The organism is Acidihalobacter prosperus (genome assembly GCF_000754095.2).
Lineage (GTDB): Bacteria > Pseudomonadota > Gammaproteobacteria > DSM-5130 > Acidihalobacteraceae > Acidihalobacter > Acidihalobacter prosperus.
The window spans coordinates 1,065,022-1,080,797 of record NZ_JQSG02000006.1; the positions used below are offsets into that span (position 1 = coordinate 1,065,022).

At 66.7% G+C, this 15,776-nt stretch carries 15 protein-coding genes; 7 read left to right on the plus strand and 8 right to left on the minus strand.

Features of this window, described 5'->3' with window-relative positions; genetic code table 11:
• Nucleotides 1-17: 17 nt before the first annotated feature.
• Together THPRO_RS15690 and THPRO_RS15695 are read left to right on the plus strand one after the other, a co-directional pair.
• Nucleotides 18-1,223, plus strand: a complete 1,206-nt coding sequence (locus THPRO_RS15690) for a glycosyltransferase family 4 protein (RefSeq protein ID WP_201787012.1) — start codon at nucleotides 18-20, stop codon at nucleotides 1,221-1,223.
• A 117-nt stretch (nucleotides 1,224-1,340) separates the two neighbouring features.
• Nucleotides 1,341-1,808 carry an FHA domain-containing protein gene (locus tag THPRO_RS15695; RefSeq protein ID WP_161490008.1) on the plus strand — a complete coding sequence of 156 codons (468 nt, stop codon included), beginning with the start codon at nucleotides 1,341-1,343 and terminating at the stop codon, nucleotides 1,806-1,808.
• A 36-nt stretch (nucleotides 1,809-1,844) separates the two neighbouring features.
• Here THPRO_RS15695 and THPRO_RS15700 read toward each other — a convergent pair whose 3' ends face one another.
• Genes THPRO_RS15700 through THPRO_RS15710 form a run of 3 tightly spaced genes read right to left on the minus strand, consistent with a single transcriptional unit; the run spans nucleotide 1,845 to nucleotide 4,742 of the window.
• Complete coding sequence (locus THPRO_RS15700) at nucleotides 1,845-2,852, minus strand: NAD-dependent epimerase (protein ID WP_038091439.1); 1,008 nt, start codon at nucleotides 2,850-2,852, stop codon at nucleotides 1,845-1,847.
• A gap of 17 nt (nucleotides 2,853-2,869) precedes the next feature.
• A complete protein-coding gene (locus tag THPRO_RS15705; RefSeq protein WP_038091440.1) occupies nucleotides 2,870-4,147 on the minus strand; it encodes a nucleotide sugar dehydrogenase in 1,278 nt (425 codons plus the stop codon).
• A 16-nt stretch (nucleotides 4,148-4,163) separates the two neighbouring features.
• Nucleotides 4,164-4,742, minus strand: coding sequence for a thioredoxin fold domain-containing protein (locus THPRO_RS15710; protein WP_038091576.1), 579 nt, complete (start codon nucleotides 4,740-4,742; stop codon nucleotides 4,164-4,166).
• A 153-nt stretch (nucleotides 4,743-4,895) separates the two neighbouring features.
• On the opposite strand from THPRO_RS15710, the gene THPRO_RS15715 reads away from it, so the two are divergent.
• Genes THPRO_RS15715 through THPRO_RS15730 form a run of 4 tightly spaced genes read left to right on the plus strand, consistent with a single transcriptional unit; the run spans nucleotide 4,896 to nucleotide 9,895 of the window.
• The gene (locus THPRO_RS15715) at nucleotides 4,896-6,689 is read left to right on the plus strand and encodes an ABC transporter ATP-binding protein/permease (protein WP_065089902.1); all 1,794 of its coding nucleotides are present in this window, start codon (nucleotides 4,896-4,898) and stop codon (nucleotides 6,687-6,689) included.
• 54 nt (nucleotides 6,690-6,743) lie between these two features.
• Nucleotides 6,744-7,844, plus strand: coding sequence for a chorismate synthase (aroC, locus tag THPRO_RS15720; protein ID WP_065089903.1), 1,101 nt, complete (start codon nucleotides 6,744-6,746; stop codon nucleotides 7,842-7,844).
• Nucleotides 7,845-7,850: 6 nt separating this feature from the next.
• A complete protein-coding gene (locus THPRO_RS15725; protein WP_065089849.1) occupies nucleotides 7,851-8,720 on the plus strand; it encodes a 23S rRNA (adenine(2030)-N(6))-methyltransferase RlmJ in 870 nt (289 codons plus the stop codon).
• Nucleotides 8,717-9,895, plus strand: a complete 1,179-nt coding sequence (locus THPRO_RS15730) for an MFS transporter (RefSeq protein WP_052064523.1) — start codon at nucleotides 8,717-8,719, stop codon at nucleotides 9,893-9,895. The genes THPRO_RS15725 and THPRO_RS15730 overlap by 4 nt, the downstream gene beginning before the upstream one ends.
• A gap of 34 nt (nucleotides 9,896-9,929) precedes the next feature.
• Here THPRO_RS15730 and THPRO_RS15735 read toward each other — a convergent pair whose 3' ends face one another.
• Genes THPRO_RS15735 through THPRO_RS15755 form a run of 5 tightly spaced genes read right to left on the minus strand, consistent with a single transcriptional unit; the run spans nucleotide 9,930 to nucleotide 14,248 of the window.
• A complete protein-coding gene (locus THPRO_RS15735) occupies nucleotides 9,930-10,598 on the minus strand; it encodes an ABC-type transport auxiliary lipoprotein family protein (protein WP_038091442.1) in 669 nt (222 codons plus the stop codon).
• Nucleotides 10,595-11,461: an MlaD family protein gene (locus THPRO_RS15740; protein WP_065089850.1), complete on the minus strand. Its 867-nt coding sequence runs from the start codon at nucleotides 11,459-11,461 to the stop codon at nucleotides 10,595-10,597. The genes THPRO_RS15735 and THPRO_RS15740 overlap by 4 nt, the downstream gene beginning before the upstream one ends.
• Nucleotides 11,461-12,222: an ABC transporter ATP-binding protein gene (locus THPRO_RS15745; protein ID WP_038091449.1), complete on the minus strand. Its 762-nt coding sequence runs from the start codon at nucleotides 12,220-12,222 to the stop codon at nucleotides 11,461-11,463. The genes THPRO_RS15740 and THPRO_RS15745 overlap by 1 nt, the downstream gene beginning before the upstream one ends.
• Nucleotides 12,219-13,334, minus strand: coding sequence for an ABC transporter permease (locus tag THPRO_RS15750; RefSeq protein ID WP_038091451.1), 1,116 nt, complete (start codon nucleotides 13,332-13,334; stop codon nucleotides 12,219-12,221). Before THPRO_RS15750 ends, THPRO_RS15745 begins: the two co-directional genes overlap by 4 nt.
• 47 nt (nucleotides 13,335-13,381) lie before the next feature.
• On the minus strand, nucleotides 13,382-14,248 hold the full coding sequence (locus THPRO_RS15755) for a LysR family transcriptional regulator (RefSeq protein WP_038091455.1): 867 nt from the start codon (nucleotides 14,246-14,248) through the stop codon (nucleotides 13,382-13,384).
• A 114-nt stretch (nucleotides 14,249-14,362) separates the two neighbouring features.
• On the opposite strand from THPRO_RS15755, the gene leuC reads away from it, so the two are divergent.
• The gene (leuC, locus tag THPRO_RS15760) at nucleotides 14,363-15,766 is read left to right on the plus strand and encodes a 3-isopropylmalate dehydratase large subunit (protein WP_038091458.1); all 1,404 of its coding nucleotides are present in this window, start codon (nucleotides 14,363-14,365) and stop codon (nucleotides 15,764-15,766) included.
• The last annotated feature ends 10 nt before the right edge of the window (nucleotides 15,767-15,776 follow it).

A 15,776-nucleotide genomic window follows, 5' to 3' on the forward strand; every position in this document is an offset into this window, starting at 1 on the left:
CCGTCCGTGTATCGTGCGTGTCCCCCGTCAACGAAGCCGCGGGTGTGCCGATGAGCACGCCGGTTGCGCCCCGCATTGCCTTGATTCGTCAACGCTATACACGTTTCGGCGGCGCCGAGCGTTTCGTTGCGGGCGCATTGGAAGCCCTGGTTGCCCGCGGCGCCAGACTGTCGGTGATCACCCGCCACTGGCAGCACCAGCCAGGCGTCGAGGCGATCGGGGTCAATCCCTTTCATTGGGGGCGCGTGTGGCGCGATTGGTCGTTCGCGCGCGCCGCCTGTCGCGTGGTCGAGGCCCGCGGCTTCGACCTTGTGCAGTCGCACGAGCGTATTGCCTGCTGCGACATCTACCGCGCCGGCGACGGCGTACATCGGATGTGGCTGCAACGGCGCGCGGCCGGCGGCGGTTGGCGTGCGCGTCTGGGGCAATGGTTGAGCCCCTATCATCACTACGTCCTGCGCGCTGAGAGGCGGCTGTTCGCGAGTCCGCGGCTCAAGGCGGTCATCTGCAACTCGTCGATGGTGCGCGACGAAATCGTGCAGTGTTTCGGCGTGCCCGAGTCGCGTATCGAGGTGATCTACAACGCCGTCGATCTGGAACGCTTCAGCCCCATGCTGCGTACCCGCTTCAGGCAGGCCACGCGCACGCGGCTCGGTGTGCCCGATGCGGCAATGGTGTACTTGTTCGTGGGCTCCGGTTTCGCTCGCAAGGGGCTTGAAACGGCCATCCGCGCATTGGCCGCGCTGCCTACCCATTGCTGTCTGGTCGTCGTGGGCAAGGACCGATCGGCCGCGCGCTTCCGTCGACTGGCAAAACGGCTTGGATTGGCGTCGCGCGTGTTTTTCACCGGTCCCCAGGACGACGCGGCGCCTTATTACGGCATGGCCGACGCCTTTGTGCTGCCGACGCTGTACGACCCGTTTCCGAACGTGGTGCTGGAAGCGCTCGCGTGCGGTCTGCCGGTCGTGGTCAGCGACAGTTGCGGAGCGGTCGATATCATCCGGGACGGCGAGAACGGATTTGTCTGCGGCGCGCTGGATGCGGAGGCGCTGGCCACGCGCATGCGCCGCCTCATGGATGCCGAGCTGCGAGCGAAACTGCTGCCGATCTCGCGCGCGCTGGTCGAGCAATGGCAGCCGGAGCGGATGTCCGCGCAATTGCTGGCGCTTTACCGGCGAATCCTCGCAACAACCGGCCAGGAAAAGGATTCGCCGGATCGATGAGCGTGCCGGCGCCCACGATGTAGGGGGCGTGCGCTGGCGGGTATGCTAAATATGAAAATGTTATAGGTGACAATGCGCGGGACGTGTTGCGTCCGGCGAGACCACGAGGACAGCGTTGTGGGTGAGAACAGGCGCGACCATGAGCGGCGGCATTGGGGCCGAGAGGTGCATTACCCCTTCAGAGACAGCGAGGGTCGCACGGTCGTGCGCAATCGGCGCCGCGTGGTCGAACGTCGTCTCAGCAGCGTTCAGGCGCGCAGCGCACAGCCGGTGCTACGCCTGCGCTTCCGCGAGCGCGAGTTTGCCTTGCGCAACGGCCAGCTCCGGGTAGGGCGCCACAGCGGCAACGACCTCGTGATCAACCAGCCCGTCGTGTCGCGCCATCATGGCGTCATCTTGGCGTTGGGCGGTGGCTATCTGCTGGTCGATACCAGCCGCAACGGCAGTTACGTGCGTCTGCAAGGTGCCGCAGCGGACATACACGTGCAGGCCGGCGAATACCGCCTCGTAGGGAAAGGCACCATCCGCCTCGGTCGTGCCACCGACGCGCCGGGCAACGACCTCCTGCATTTCGACATCTCGTGAGCGTGCGGGCTCAAACCGCGCGCACGCCACGCCCCCTCAAACCCGGTGGTATTCGCGGTACCAGTCGACGAACCGGCGGATACCCACTTCGACGGGCGTCTGCGGCCGATAATCCACATCCCTGACCAGCTGGTCGACGTCGGCGTAGGTGTCCGGTACGTCGCCGGGCTGCAGCGGCAGCAGGTTTTTTTCCGCCTTGCGCCCGAGGCAGTCCTCCAGCACCTCGATATAGTGCATCAGTTCCACTGGCTGGTTGTTGCCGATGTTGTAGAGCCGATAGGGCGCACGGCTGGTGGCCGAGTCGGGTGCGTCGCCCGACCAGTCGGGGTTGGGGGTGGCGACATGGTCCAGGGTGCGGATCACGCCTTCGACGATGTCGTCGATATAGGTGAAGTCGCGTCGATGGTGGCCGTAGTTGAAGACGTCGATCGGTTCGCCGGCGAGGATCTTGCGAGTGAACAGGAACAACGCCATGTCCGGCCGGCCCCAGGGGCCGTACACGGTGAAGAAACGCAGCCCCGTCGTCGGCAGACCGTAGAGATGGCTGTAGGTGTGAGCCATCAGCTCGTTGGCCTTCTTGCTCGCGGCGTAGAGACTGACCGGGTGGTCGACGTTGTCGTGCACCGAGAAGGGCATGGTGGTGTTGGCGCCGTAGACCGAACTGGACGAGGCGTACACCAGATGCTCGACGCCGTTGTGCCGGCAGCCTTCCAGGATGTTCACGAAGCCGACCAGGTTGGTGTCGACGTAGGCGTGGGGATTGATCAGCGAATAGCGCACGCCGGCCTGGGCCGCCAGATTGACCACGCGTTCCGGTCGGTGACGCGCGAACACGTCGGCGATGGCCGCCCGGTCCGCGATGTCGACCCGTTCATCGACGTAGCTTGCATGATCGCGGATGCGCGCCAGCCGCGCCTCCTTGAGACGGACGTCGTAGTAGTCGTTGAGGTTGTCGACGCCGACGACCTCGTCGCCGCGTTCGAGCAGGCGGGCGGCGAGTGCGGAGCCGATGAAGCCGGCCGATCCGGTAATGAGTACGCGCATGGTTTTCCCCGGTGTTGTTATAGGCGTCCGTCGACCCGGTTGGCCGGCAGCACGGATTTGACGTCGAACAGGATGGCGTCCGCGTGTCCGTAGGCGCGGATGCGCTCGACGCCCTGTTCGACGAACTGGTCGTGGGAAACCGCCAGTATCACGGCGTCGTAGGCACCCTGCTGCGGGGCTTCGATGGGCCGGATGCCGTATTCATGCAGCGATTCCTCGGCATCGACCCAGGGATCGTAGACGTCCACCAGCGCGTGAAACTCGCGGAAGGCCTCGATCACGTCGATGACGCGCGTGTTGCGCAGATCCGGGCAGTTTTCCTTGAAGGTCAGACCCAGCACCAGGATGCGCGCGCCCACCACATGCAGTTTGCGCTGGGTCATCAGCTTGAGCACACGCTCCGCCACATAGGCTCCCATGCCGTCGTTGATGCGCCGCCCGGCCAGGATCATGGCCGGGTGATGCCCGACCTCCTGCGCCTTGTGCGTCAGATAGTAGGGGTCGACGCCGATGCAGTGTCCGCCGACGAGGCCGGGTCGGAAGGGCAGGAAGTTCCATTTGGTGCCGGCGGCCGCGAGCACGTCCTGGGTATCGATGCCGAGACGGTTGAACAGCATCGCCAGCTCGTTGATCAGGGCGATGTTGACGTCGCGCTGGGTGTTCTCGATCACCTTGGCGGCCTCGGCCACGCGAATGCTCGCGGCGCAGTGGGTGCCTGCGGTGATGATGCTGGCATAGAGGGCGTCGACGAAGGCCGCGGCTTCTGGAGTGGAACCCGAGGTGACCTTGCGGATGCCGGTGACGCGGTGCTCGCGATCGCCCGGATTGATGCGCTCCGGGCTGTAGCCGGCGAAGAAGTCGCTGTTGAAGCGCAGACCCGAGCAGGCTTCGAGAATGGGTACACAGACTTCCTCCGTGGCGCCGGGGTAGACGGTGGATTCGTAGATCACCACGTCACCGGGCTTGAGGAGGTTCCCTACCGTGCGGCTGGCCGATTCGAGCGGCGACAGATCGGGGCGTTTGTGCCGGTCCACCGGCGTGGGCACCGTGACGACATAGACGTTGCAGTCGCGCAGATCGGCTGGCGTGCAGGTGAAGCTCAGCAGGGTGCTGGCGACCAGATCGGCCGCCTCGACCTCGCGAGTGCTATCGTGGCCGCGGCGCAGTTCGTCGATGCGGGCCGCCTTGATGTCAAGTCCCACGGTGGGGTAGCGACGCCCGAACTCGACGGCCAGCGGCAACCCCACATAGCCCAGTCCGATGATGCCGATGCGCGCGGAGTTCAGATCGAACACGGCGATTCTCCCGTCTCTATTTTACGTATTGCATGATTTCCGCCAGCTTGTCGGCGGGTGGCGTGCCTTCGAAATAGAAGGCGGAGCCGTCGGTCGTGGCGAACAGCGTGACCGGCACGCCGTTGAGGCCATGATCGGCCAGCAGGCCATTGTTGGTCTCTAGCGCCCGGCGGGTGGCGGGGCTGGGGTTTTTGAGCGGCGTGATGCCGCCACCGGGCGTGTCCCCGAAGTTCCAGTCATGCTCGCTCTGATAGAAGGCCTTGAGACGGTCCTTGGCTTGCAGGATGGCCGCGGCCTTGCCGGGGCTGGTACTGGTCAGGATGCCCACCGGGATCCAATGTATCGTCACCTCGTTCTGCTTCACGTAGGGACGCAGCTCCTCGAACAGCTTGTGGCAGAAGGGACAGTTCGGGTCGAAGAAGACGTACAGCGTCTTGGAGCCCTTGCCCTCGGTGATCTTCACGGCCTTGTGCATGTCGTGGAGCAGCGCCACGGCGGGGTTTTCAGCTGCCTGCGCGGTCCCGGCCGCGAAGCCGGCCAGCAGCAGCAGAGCGGCAAAAATGCGTGGGAGTTTGTGACTCAAGGGCATGGACATGCGGGCTCCGGGGCGCGGGTTGCGCGGTTGATGGGCGGGCTTGTATATCATAGCCGCCAAGCGCTCGCCATCCGCGGGGCGGCAGAGCGGCGGCCGCTTCGGTACAATCCGTCGCAGGCAGCGCCCCCGATCTTACAGGAAGGATTCGACGCCATGTCCCAATATTCCGCCGATGCGGGCCTCGGTTCACGCCAGCGTTTCGACCGCCGTTTTTTCGCCGATGTCTGGCGTCTGGCCAAGCCGTATTTTACCCAGTCGGAGGAGCGTCGTTCGGCGGTCCTGCTGTTGGTGCTGATCCTCGTCACCACCATCGGCCTGGTGTACATCAATCTGCGCATTACCAACTGGTACAACACCTTCTACAACGCCCTGCAGACCTATAACAGCGGCGCCTACTGGAGATTGATGGGGGAATTCGCGGTGCTGGCGATCATCGCCATCGCGCTCAACGTCTACCAGACCTATCTTTCGCAGTTGCTCGACCTGCGTTGGCGGCGCTGGCTCACCGGCACCTTCCTGACCCGCTATCTGGATGCGCGCACCTACTACCACATGGAGGTATTCAAACGCGGACAGGACAATCCTGACCAGCGCATCGCCGACGACCTGTCCGCTTTCGCCCAGTACACCAGCAGTCTGGCCACTGGGTTGCTCAGTTCGATCGCCAACCTGACGGCCTTCATCGGTCTGCTGTGGGTGCTGTCGGCCAAGGTGATTGTGCCCTGGGGCGGGGCAGAACATCATGTGCCCGGTTTCCTGGTCTGGGTGGCGTTGCTGTACGCGGCCGCCTGGACCTGGGCTGCCGCCAAGATCGGCAACCCGCTGATCCGCCTCAACTACCACCAGCAGCGTCTGCAGGCCGATTTCCGCTTCAGCCTGGTGCGTCTGCGCGAGAACAGCGAGGGCGTCGCCCTCTATGGCGGCGAGGCCAAGGAGCGGGCCCAGTTCGATCATCGATTCGACCATGTGTTCGGCAACTACAAGCGCCTGATCCTGATGCAGAAGCGCTTCAACTGGTTCACCACCTACTTCAACCAGTTCGCGATCATCCTGCCCTTTCTCGTGGCGGCGTCCGCCTATTTCGCCAAGGCCGTGCCGCTGGGCTTCCTGATGCAGATCAGCTCGGCCTTCGGCAACGTGCAGAGCTCCTTCGCCTATCTGGCCACGAGCTACGACAGTCTGGCGCAGTGGCACGCGGTCACCGATCGACTGAGAGGCTTTCTGGGCTTCATGGACGAGGTCGAGGCCATGCAACAGGCCGAGAGCCATGTCGAGCGGCGCGGCGGGGATGTGCTCGAGGTGTCGGATCTGAACCTGAGGCTGCCTTCCGGCAGTACTATCGTCAGCGGCCTGAACCTGCGGGTATCGCCGGGCGAGCGCGTGCTGGTGACGGGCCGTTCGGGGATCGGCAAGAGCACCTTGCTGCGCGCAATCGCCGGTATCTGGCCCTTCGGCGAGGGAAGGATTGCGTTGCCGGATGGCGGACGCAGCCTGTTTCTGCCGCAGAAACCCTATCTGCCGCTGGGCAGTCTGCGCGAAGCGCTGCTGTATCCTTCCGGCAGCGTAAAGACGCCCGACGCCGATCTGGTGCGCGCGCTGGAACTGGTCGATCTGCCCGGCCTGATCCCGCATCTGGGCGAAGTGCAGCCTTGGTCGCATGTGCTGTCGCTCGGCGAGCAGCAGCGGGTGGCCTTCGCGCGCGTGCTGCTGCAGCGTCCGGCCTATGTGTTTCTCGACGAGGCCACCTCGGCGCTGGACGAACCCTCCGAATTGGCGCTGTACGGTCTGTTGACCGAGGTGCTCCCGTCTACGGCGGTGGTCAGCGTGGGGCATCGCAGCACGCTGTTCGCCTTCCATACGCGCCGGCTGCACCTGTTGCCAGAGGGGCGCTGGGAGGATTGCGCGATCGAGACAGCGGAAGGACCTGAACCCCATTACGCGACCTGACGGATGCCGTGCGGCGGAGGCTGAATTCGCCACGCATCTGCTACAATGCGCGCCATGGCAGGCAACCGCATCGGACAGGCATTTACCGTCACCAGCTTTGGCGAAAGCCATGGTCCGGCTATCGGCTGCATCGTCGACGGTTGCCCGCCGGGGATGACGCTCTCCGAGGACGATCTGCAGGCCGATCTGGAACGCCGCCGACCCGGCAAGACCCGGCATACCACCCAGCGCCGAGAACCCGATCAGGTGCGCATCCTGTCCGGGGTGTTCGAGGGCGTGACCACCGGCACGCCGATCGCGCTGATGATCGAGAACGTGGATCAGCGTTCCAAGGATTACGGCAACATCCTCGACCGTTTCCGCCCCGGACACGCCGACTACACCTACTACAAGAAATTCGGCCTGCGCGACTACCGCGGCGGCGGCCGTTCCTCGGCCCGCGAGACGGCGATGCGGGTCGCGGCCGGCGCCATCGCCAAGAAATATCTGCACGAGCAGGCCGGCGTGGCCATCCACGGCTATCTTGCCCAGCTCGGCCCGCTCAAGCCGCAGCGTTTCGACTGGGACGCGGTGGAGGCGAACCCCTTCTTCTTCCCCGACGCGGACAGGGTGCCCGAGCTCGAGGCCTATATGGACGACCTGCGCAAGTCCGGCGATTCGATTGGCGCGCGCGTCAACGTGGTCGCCCGCGGCGTGCCGCCGGGTTGGGGCGAACCGGTGTTCGACCGGCTCGATGCGGATATCGCACACGCGATGATGAGCATCAATGCGGTCAAGGGCGTGGAGATCGGCGCGGGCTTTGCCTGCGTCGAGCAGAAGGGCAGCGAGCACCGCGACGAGATCACGCCGGCGGGTTTCGTCGGCAATAATGCGGGCGGCATCCTCGGCGGCATTTCGAGCGGCCAGGACATCGAGGTCAGCCTGGCGCTCAAGCCCACTTCCAGCCTGCGCCTGCCGGCGCGCACGGTGAACCTCGCAGGCGAGCCGGTCGAGATCGTCACCCACGGTCGCCACGATCCCTGCGTGGGCATCCGTGCCACCCCGATCGCCGAGGCTATGCTGGCCATCGTGCTCATGGACCACCTGATGCGGCACCGCGGCCAGAACGCCGACGTGCGCACCAGCCTGGCGGACATCCCGGCCCGGCCCGTCTGAGGCCGCATGCTCGCCTATCGCCACGGTTTTCACGCCGGCAACCATGCCGACGTTCTCAAGCATCTCGTCCTGATCGAGCTCCTCGATGCGCTGCGGCGCAAGGACAAGCCTTTCTGCGTCATCGATACCCACGCCGGCGACGGTGTCTACGCGCTCGACGCCCCCGAATCCGCGAAGCTGGCCGAGCATGCAGGCGGCATCGGCCGCCTGTGGGAGGCGCGGGGCCTGCATCCGGCCGTCGACGTCTACCTCGACGCGGTGGCCGTTCACAACCCTGCCGGCGCATTGCGCCGCTACCCGGGTTCGCCGCTGCTGGTGGCCGAACGTTTGCGTCCCGGCGATCGCCTGGTCGCGGCCGAGGCACATGGCACGGCCTACGAGCATCTGAGCGAATGCCTGGGCCGCCGCCGCGGCGTGCAGCTGCGCGCGGGCGACGGCTACGCCTCGCTCAAGGCGCTGTTGCCGCCGTCGGAGCGCCGCGGACTGGTGCTCATCGATCCGAGCTACGAAACGGCGGGCGAGTATGAGCGTCTGAACGCGGCGCTGCGCATGATCCATCAGCGTTTCCGCCAGGGGATGGTGGCCGTGTGGTATCCGCTGGTGCCGCGCAAGCCGGCCGCACCCTGGCTCGCTTCGGTACGCGAACTCGGCATTCCCGACGTCCTCGTCGCCGAGCTGCGCGTCGAGCCGCCCGGTGCCGACTTCGGCCTCTACGGCAGCGGCATGTTGCTGATCAACCCACCCTGGGGACTGGAAGCGACGCTGCGCGAGGCGCTGCCGCGGGTGGCCGAATGCATGGCGGGCAGTCAGGGCGAGGTTTCGATACGCGTACTGGTGGACGAGCGGGGCGGGCTGCCCGCTGCGACCGACCCATGAGCGCCGTGCCGGCCGCCGGTCGCGGCGAGGGCACACCCTACTGGCGTCTCTCGGGTTTCTATTTCGTCTACTTCACCGTGACCGGCGCCTTCGTGCCGTACTGGAGCGTCTACCTCAAGGGTCTGGGTTACGGGCCGGTGGCCATCGGTGCGCTGATGGCGCTGCCGATGGCCACCAAGGTCTTCGCGCCTTACCTGTGGGGGTGGCTGGCCGACCGCAGCGGGCGCCGCCTGGGCGTGATCCGCTTGGCATCGTTGCTGGCCACGCTGTCGCTGGCCGTCCTGGCCCTGGGCCGGGGTGCGGTCTGGCTGGCGCTGGTGGTCACGGCGTTCAGCTTCTTCTGGAACGCCGCCCTGCCGCAGTTCGAAGCCTTGACCCTGACCCACCTGCGCCAGCGCGGCGAGCACTTCTACAGCCTGGTGCGCCTGTGGGGTTCCATCGGCTTCATCGCGAGCGCGCTGTGTCTGGGCTGGCTGTTCGGCTGGCTGAGCGTTGCCTGGCTACCCGCTATCCTGGTCGGTCTGCTTGCCGCGCTCTGGCTGACCAGTCTCAGCGTGCCGGCCACGGAAACGCTGCCCGGTATCGAAACGGATCGCTCGCTGCGTCAGGTGATCCGCCAGCCGGCGGTGCTGGCGTTGCTCGCGGTGTGCTTTCTGATGCAGGCAAGCCACGGTCCGTACTACAGCTTCTTTACGCTCTATCTGCGCGAGAACGGCTACGGCTCCGCGTTGACCGGCGTGCTCTGGTCCCTGGGGGTGCTCGCGGAGGTCGGCATCTTTTTGCTCATGCACCGACTGCTGCCGTTTTTCGGTGCCCGCCGGCTGCTGTTGTTCGCCACCCTGATCACGGCCGTGCGCTGGGTGCTGATCGCCGGCTGGGTGCAGGATCTGCCGCTGCTGGTGTTCGGGCAGACCCTGCATGCGGCCAGCTACGGCATCTATCATGCCGCAGCCATTTCCTTGATCCACAAGCACTTCCCGGGTCGACTGCAGGGGCGCGGGCAGGCCCTGTATTCCAGCGTGAGCTTCGGTCTCGGCGGGGCCTTCGGCAGCCTGGTGAGCGGATACGCCTGGAGCGGACTGGGGCCGGCGGACACCTATCTGGTTGGTGCGGGCTTCGCGCTGCTCGGCGCCGCGATCGGGTACTGGGGACTGCGCAGCCCCCAACGGGCCTAGGCGGCGTGGGCTTAGACCGACCGCCGCCCGGTCATCATGGCTCGCGAGTCGGCTGCAGGCCATGAATGCCGCTGCAGAGGCCGCTCCGAGAGAGTTGCCTCAGCCATGCCGATTCTTTGTCCAGCCATTGTTCGATGGCCTGGTTGGTGGCGCCAACGCCAGCCACCGGGTTGGGCGCCGAGGCGACTTCGATCGCGAAGCGACGGGTGGCGAGGGTTCGATTGTTCGCGGTGTCGATGAGGGTGCTGCCGACGGTCAATCGGATGTGGCTTTGCTGGCCGACGAAGACCTGGGTCAGGTCGATCAGGCGCGTTTCCAGCTGCAGCGGCGCATCGCCGCCCGAACCGGCGTCGAGGACATGACCGAACAGGCCATCAGCGCGCAGCCGTTCGACCAGCACCGGGCCGAGCATGGCGGCCGGCGGTGCGGTCCAGCGGTGGTAGGCGAAATCGGCGATCTGAAAGGGCGCGGTGCTGTAGCGCATGGCCGTACCGCCGAAACCCGGGGCCGCGGTCGGCGTGACCACGCGCAGGTCGGGGCAGACGGCCGGGAGTGTGAGCGGCTCGACGGCCGATTCCTGCGGGTCGATGCGGTAGGTGGAGGTGGGCTGGACACTTCCCCGGTTGGGCATCAGGGAGCAGCCGGCGAGACCGATGAACAGTCCTGATGCCAGCATGGCCGTGGCTACCTTGCGCGAATTCATGGGTGTTCTCCAGGGCCCGGCCGAGGCCGCGACGGGCCATACAGCAGGATGCTGGGATCTTGCTGTAGCTCTTCGCTGAGTTGGCGATAACTGCGCACCGTGGCGCCGAACTGCCGCAAAGCTTCGTCTGCCTGGGGCAGCGTGCGCTGCATGGCGCGGGCGCTGCGGCTGATTTCGGACGTGAGCTGATTGAGATGCTGCATCAGTCCGGGCAGCTGAGCGGTGCTCGCCCGCGTCTGTCGCATGAGCGCGTCGAACTGGTCGATGGCGTCGGCGAGCTTGCCGCTGTGCGCGTTCAGGCGGGCGCTGAGGGCGTCGATGTTGGCGAGTGTCTGGCCGACATGTGCGATGTTGCGGTCGCTCAACAGTCGCGCCAGGCGTTCGCTGGTCTGGGTCAGGCTGGTACCGACCTGATTCACGATCACGTCGAGACGCTGCATCAGCGAAGGCGAGGTCTTGATTACCGGGTAGGGCGCGTCGTCGGTGCGCTGCAACGGCGGCGAACCGGGCGACCCCCCGGTCAGGCTGACGAAGGCCGAACCCGTGATCCCCTGGAGCTGCAGGCTGGCGCGGGTATCCTGGCGGATCGGCGTGCCGCGTGAGATATCGAGCAGCAGGCGCACGCGCGAGGGATTTGCGGGATCGAGGCCGATCTGGCTCACGTGACCGACGCGCACGCCGTGGTAGCGCACCGCCGCGTCCTGCGGCAGGGCCCAGACCGACTCGGTGGTGTAGACGAGATAACGGTCGTAGTCGTGTCGGCCGGGGCCGCCGGCGGCGAACCACAGCAGCAGGGCAACCAGACCGGCGCCCAGCACGATGACGAAAAGGCCGACCAGGGCGTAATTGACGCGCGATTCCATCAGGCCAGGGCCTCCGTTTGACTGAAGAATGCCCGCACGTTGGGGTCTGGATGCTCGCGCAGGGCGGCAGGCGTGTCGACGGCGAGCAATCGTCCCTCGCCCAGCAAGGCGACGCGGTCCGCGATGAGGTCCACCGAGGTGAGGTCGTGCGTGACCAGTATCACGGTGAGCGCCAGGGCGTCGCGCAGACGGCCCACGAGGTGATCGATCGCGCGTGCGCTGACCGGGTCCAGGCCGGAACCGGGTTCGTCGAGGAACAGCAGCTCGGGGTCGAGCGCGAGTGCGCGCGCCAATGCCGCACGCTTGCGCATGCCGCCACTGAGTTCGCTGGGGTACAGGCTGGCGGCCTCGGGCGGCAGTCCAGTCAGTTCGATCTTGAGCATGGCGAGTTGACGGATCAGCGAGGTCGGCAGATGGGTGTGTTCGCTCAGGGGCAGGGCGACGTTTTCCAGCACGTTGAGCCCGCCGAACAGCGCGCCGGACTGGAATAATACCCCCATCCGCTGGCGCAGGCCGGTTTCCTCGCGCGCGGACAGTGTGCGGCCGGCGCCGAAGCGCTGGCCGAACAGTTCGATCTCGCCGCCCTCGGGGCTGCGCAGCAGGATCATTTCGCGCAGCAGCGTGGTCTTGCCTGCCCCGGAACCGCCGACCAGGGCGAGAATCTCGCCGCGCCGGACCTCCAGATCGATGCCGGCATGGATCACGCGTTCGCCGTAGCGCGATTCGATACCGGCAAGGCGCAGCACGGGTTCGCCGCTCATAGCGAGAGCCGGTTGAAAATGACCGAGAACACGGCGTCGAGCACGATCACCATGAAGATCGACTGCACCACGCTGCGCGTGGTGTGCCGACCGACGCTTTCGGCGCTGCCGCTGACCTTGAAACCCTGATAGCAGCCGACACCGGCGATCACCAGGGCGAACACCGGGGCCTTGCCGACGCCGATCAGGAAACTGGTCAGGCTGACGCTCTGGTGCAGGCGTTCCACGAAGCTGTCGGGGCTGACGTCGAGCACGAACTCGCCCACGAGCATGCCGCCGAGCACCCCGACCATGTCGGCGAACACGGTGAGCAGGGGCAGGGCGATGGCAAGCCCGACGACTTTGGGTACGACCAGCATTTCCAGCGGACGGATGCCCATGGCGCGCAGTGCGTCGATTTCCTCGGTGACGCGCATGGTGCCGATTTCCGCGGTAAAGGCGGCGCCGGTCCGTCCGGCGATGATGATCGCGGTCAGCAGCGGCGCCAGCTCGCGCAACATGCTGATGCCGACGAGGTCGGCGATATAGAGGTTGGCGCCGTACTGGGCGAGGAAGGTCGCGCTCTGGTAACCGATCACCACTCCGATGAGGAAGGACAGCAGACCGACGATGGGCAGCGCCTGAACGCCGGCCTGTTCCAGGGTGAGCAGGATTTGCCGGGGGCGCAGCCGGCGTGGGTGAGGCAGGGCGCGCAGGGCGGTCAGCGTGCCTTCGCCGACGAAGCCGAGGAACTCGTAGCCGGTGCCCAGCATGCTGAGAGTGCAGCGCCCCACGTAGGTCAGCCAGCCTTCGCCGCGCCGTTGCGTCTGCCGGCTGCGTGGATCGGCACCTGTGGCGAGCAGGCCGAGCAGCGTGGCGGCCTCGGCCGAGGCGCCGTGCAGCTGTATCGGCTTGCCCTGTGCCGCACGATCGAGCAGGGCACGGCGGATCAGCCAGGCGCCGGTGGTGTCGAGCCCGTCGAGCTGAGACAGGTCGAGGATCGCGGGGGCGTCGGCGGGTAGCCTGGCCGGATCGACGCGGCCGGCGTTGCCCGACAGGCCCGCGGTGGTCCAGTGACCGCTCAGCCTGACGGCTTCCGAATCGATATGCAGACTGGCGGGCGATGGGAGCATGGCGCGACTTTGTCCGATTTCGCGCCCGTCGGCAACGGGCGGCGTGTTTAGGTGCGTGCCGAGTCGATCAGGGCGGCCGCGGCGTTAGACAGCGTGCGTTCGCGATGACGCACGAAACCCAGGGTGCGTCGGAGCCTTAACCCGTCGGTGGACAGGGCCTTGATGCTGTCGTCCACCAGGATTTCGGGCAGGGCGCTCCAGCCGAGGCCGATCGAGACCATGCTGCGAATGGTTTCGAGGTAGTTCGTGTCCAGCCGCACCTTGGGTTTGAGTCCGTGTGTGGCAAGGGCGCGCTCGATCACGCCGCGCGTATAGGTGCCGATGGCGGGCAGGATTGCGGGGTACTCGGCGAGCTGCGCCAGGGCCACGGGGCCGTGGATCGCGGCCAGCGGGTGGTCGACGGCGGCGACGAGGGTCAGCGGATCGTCCCACACCGGGGTCGATACCAGTTGCGGCGGGGTTTCCGGGGGCAGCGTGACCAGCGCCAGCTCCAGGTCGCCGTGTTCGACTGCGGCGCAGCCGGCCTCCGAATCCAGAAAGCGCAGGTCGAGATCGACCTCGGGATAGCGGCGGGTGTAGCCGCGCAGCAGCGCGGGCAGGCGGTGCAGGCCGATGTGGTGGGAGGTGCCGATGCTCAGCGTGCCGGCCACGTGGCCCGACAGGTTGGCGAGCCTGCGCCGGCTTTCGTCCAGCTCCAGCAGGATGCGACGCGCGCCCGGTAGCAGGGCGCGGCCGGCCTCGGTCAGCTGGACGCGGCGGGCCACGCGGTCGAACAGGCGCCGGCCCAGTTCGCCTTCGAGCTGGCGGATGCGCTTGCTCACCGCCGGCTGGGTGAGATGCAGCCGCGCGGCGGCCTCGGAAAAGGAGCTGAGTTCGGCGACGGCGGTGAAGGCCTGCAGGGCGTTGACGTCCATGGCGGGTTCCGTTCATGTATTCCAGTCAGGAATGTAACACATGACATATTGCCATTTGAGTTATAGCGCGAGCGGGTTTAGTCTCGCCCGACACAGTGGAGGAGGTCCCGGGACATGGCAGGAAAAACGCTCTACGACAAATTGTGGGACGCGCACGTGGTGCGCACCGAGGACGACGGCACCGCGCTGCTCTACATCGACCGGCATCTGGTGCACGAGGTGACCAGCCCGCAGGCCTTCGAGGGCCTGCGTCTGGCCGGTCGCGAGCCGTGGCGCATCGACAGCATCCTGGCGGTGCCGGACCACAACGTGCCGACCACGGACCGCGCCCTGGGTATCGCGGACCCGGTCTCGCGCCAGCAGGTCGACACCCTGGACGAGAACTGCCGGACCTACCGCATCACCGAATTCCGCATGGACGATCCGCGCCAGGGCATCGTGCACGTGATCGGGCCGGAGCAGGGCGCGACGCTGCCGGGCATGACCGTGGTTTGCGGCGACTCGCACACCTCCACGCACGGCGCCTTCGGCGCGCTGGCGCACGGTATCGGCACCTCCGAGGTCGAGCACGTGCTGGCCACGCAGTGCCTGATCCAGAAGAAGTCGCGCAACATGCGCGTGCGCGTCGAGGGCGAGGTCGGCCCGGGCGTGACGGCCAAGGACATCACGCTGGCGGTGATCGGCGAGATCGGCACCGCCGGCGGCACCGGCTACGCCATCGAGTTCGCCGGCTCGGCGGTGCGCGCGCTGTCCATGGAAGGCCGCATGACGCTGTGCAACATGGCGATCGAGGGCGGCGCCCGTGCCGGCATGGTGGCGGTCGACCAGACCACCATCGACTATCTCGCAGGCCGGCCCTATGCGCCCAAGGGCGCGCAGTGGGACGCTGCGGTGGCCGCCTGGCGCGAGCTGCACAGCGACGACGACGCCGTGTTCGATCACGAGGTGGTGATCGATGCGACCGGCATCCGTCCGCAGGTCACCTGGGGCACCTCGCCGGAGATGGTGCTGCCGGTCGATGCCAAGGTGCCGGACCCGGCCGCCGAGCCGGATGCGGTTAAGGCCGAGGGCATGCGCCGCGCGCTGGCCTACATGGGGCTCGAGGCGGGCACGCCGATCGACGCCATCCCGGTGGACAAGGTGTTCATCGGCTCCTGCACCAACTCGCGCATCGAGGATCTGCGCGCTGCCGCCGCCGTGGCCAAGGGCCGCAAGGTGGCCGGCAACGTCAAGCTGGCGATGGTGGTGCCGGGCTCCGGACTGGTGAAGCGTCAGGCCGAGGAGGAGGGACTGGATCAGGTGTTCCTCGCCGCCGGTTTCGAGTGGCGCGAGCCGGGCTGTTCCATGTGTCTGGCGATGAACGCCGACCGGCTGGAGCCGGGCGAGCGCTGCGCGTCGACCTCGAACCGCAATTTCGAGGGTCGGCAGGGGCAGGGCGGGCGCACCCATCTGGTGAGCCCGGCGATGGCCGCGGCCGCCGCGGTCGCCGGCCATTTCGTAGACGTGCGTTCGTTGTAATCGGGAGGAA

Bases quoted from the DNA above. Each gene is read 5' to 3' on its own strand.
- THPRO_RS15700 (WP_038091439.1), bottom strand. From the start codon at position 2,852: ATGCGCGTACTCATTACCGGATCGGCCGGCTTCATCGGCTCCGCACTC.
- THPRO_RS15710 (WP_038091576.1), bottom strand. From the start codon at position 4,742: ATGTCCATGCCCTTGAGTCACAAACTCCCACGCATTTTTGCCGCTCTG.
- THPRO_RS15715 (WP_065089902.1), top strand. From the start codon at position 4,896: ATGTCCCAATATTCCGCCGATGCGGGCCTCGGTTCACGCCAGCGTTTC.
- aroC (WP_065089903.1), top strand. From the start codon at position 6,744: ATGGCAGGCAACCGCATCGGACAGGCATTTACCGTCACCAGCTTTGGC.
- THPRO_RS15725 (WP_065089849.1), top strand. From the start codon at position 7,851: ATGCTCGCCTATCGCCACGGTTTTCACGCCGGCAACCATGCCGACGTT.
- THPRO_RS15730 (WP_052064523.1), top strand. From the start codon at position 8,717: ATGAGCGCCGTGCCGGCCGCCGGTCGCGGCGAGGGCACACCCTACTGG.
- THPRO_RS15735 (WP_038091442.1), bottom strand. From the start codon at position 10,598: ATGAATTCGCGCAAGGTAGCCACGGCCATGCTGGCATCAGGACTGTTC.
- THPRO_RS15740 (WP_065089850.1), bottom strand. From the start codon at position 11,461: ATGGAATCGCGCGTCAATTACGCCCTGGTCGGCCTTTTCGTCATCGTG.
- THPRO_RS15745 (WP_038091449.1), bottom strand. From the start codon at position 12,222: ATGAGCGGCGAACCCGTGCTGCGCCTTGCCGGTATCGAATCGCGCTAC.
- THPRO_RS15750 (WP_038091451.1), bottom strand. From the start codon at position 13,334: ATGCTCCCATCGCCCGCCAGTCTGCATATCGATTCGGAAGCCGTCAGG.
- THPRO_RS15755 (WP_038091455.1), bottom strand. From the start codon at position 14,248: ATGGACGTCAACGCCCTGCAGGCCTTCACCGCCGTCGCCGAACTCAGC.
- leuC (WP_038091458.1), top strand. From the start codon at position 14,363: ATGGCAGGAAAAACGCTCTACGACAAATTGTGGGACGCGCACGTGGTG.